This window comes from Variovorax sp. CCNWLW186 (assembly GCF_037203865.1).
Taxonomy (GTDB): domain Bacteria; phylum Pseudomonadota; class Gammaproteobacteria; order Burkholderiales; family Burkholderiaceae_C; genus Variovorax.
Genome location: NZ_JBBCBO010000050.1, coordinates 1 through 1,579 on the forward strand (window position 1 = coordinate 1; position 1,579 = coordinate 1,579).

At 66.0% G+C, this 1,579-nt stretch carries 1 protein-coding gene; it reads left to right on the forward strand.

Annotated features, from left to right (window positions below):
- A partial coding sequence (gene nirB, locus V9K97_RS27225) for a nitrite reductase large subunit NirB (RefSeq protein ID WP_337321958.1) occupies positions 1 to 1,579 on the forward strand: 1,579 nt, incomplete at both ends.

Genomic DNA, 1,579 nt, shown 5'->3' on the forward strand with positions numbered 1-1,579 from the left:
CCCAACACCGAGCTGGCCGAGCAGATGCGCCTGCACTGCAACCGCGGCATCGTGGTCAACGACACCATGCAGACCGTGACCGATGCGCGCATCTACTCGGTGGGCGAATGCGCCGCCCACCGCGGCATCGCCTACGGCCTGGTCGCCCCCCTCTTCGAGCAGGCCAAGGTCGCGGCCAACCACCTGGCCCAGTTCGGCATCGGCCGCTACCTGGGCTCGCTCACCTCCACCAAGCTCAAGGTCACGGGCATCGACCTGTTCTCGGCCGGGGAGTTCATGGGCGGCGAAGGCACGGAAGAGATCGTCATGAGCGACCCCTTCGGCGGGGTCTACAAGAAGCTGGTGATCAAGGACGACAAGCTGGTGGGCGCGTGCCTGTACGGCGACACGGTGGACGGCAGCTGGTACTTCAAGCTCTTGCGCGACGGGCGCAGCGTGCACGACATCCGCGACAAGCTGATGTTCGGCGAATCCAACATCGGCGACACCGGCCACGAGGGCCACAACAAGGCCGCCAGCATGCCCGACGAGGCCGAGGTGTGCGGCTGCAACGGCGTGACCAAGGGCACCATCTGCAAGGCGATCAAGGAAAAGGGCCTGTTCACGCTGGACGAGGTCAAGAAGCACACCAAGGCCAGCGCCAGCTGCGGCTCGTGCACCGGCCTCGTGGAGCAGATCCTGATGTTCACCGCCGGCGGCGACTATTCGGCCACGCCCAAGAAGAAGGCGGTGTGCGGCTGCACCGATGCGAGCCACCAGGAGGTGCGCGACGCCATCAGGAAGGACCACCACCTGACGCACGACGCGGTGTACCGCCACCTGGGCTGGCGCACGCCCAACGGCTGCGCGACCTGCCGCCCGGCCGTGAACTACTACCTGATCAGCACCTGGCCCAAGGAGGCCAAGGACGATCCGCAGAGCCGCTTCATCAACGAGCGCAGCCACGCCAACATCCAGAAGGACGGCACCTACTCGGTGATTCCGCGCATGTGGGGCGGCCACACCACGCCGGACGAGCTGCGGCGCATCGCGGATGCGGCGGACAAGTACAAGATCCCGACGGTGAAGGTCACGGGCGGCCAGCGCATCGACCTCTTGGGGGTGAAGAAGGAAGACCTGGAGGGCGTCTGGAAGGACATCGGCATGCCTTCGGGCTTTGCCTATGCCAAGAGCCTGCGCACGGTGAAGACCTGCGTGGGCAGCGAGTGGTGCCGCTTCGGCACGCAGGATTCCACCCAGATGGGCAAGGACCTGGAGCGGGCGCTGTGGGCGATGTATTCGCCGCACAAGGTCAAGCTGGCGGTCTCGGGCTGCCCGCGCAACTGCGCCGAGGCGGGCATCAAGGACGTGGGGGTGATCGGGGTGGATTCGGGCTGGGAGCTGTATGTGGGGGGCAACGGCGGCATCAAGACGGAGGTGGCGCAGTTCCTGGTGAAGGTGAAGACGGCCGCCGAGGTGATGGAGTACTCGGGCGCCTTCCTGCAGCTGTACCGCGAGGAAGGCTGGTACCTGGAGCGCACGGTGCACTACATCGGGCGGGTGGGGCTGGACTATGTGAAGAAGAAGATCCTGGAAGACG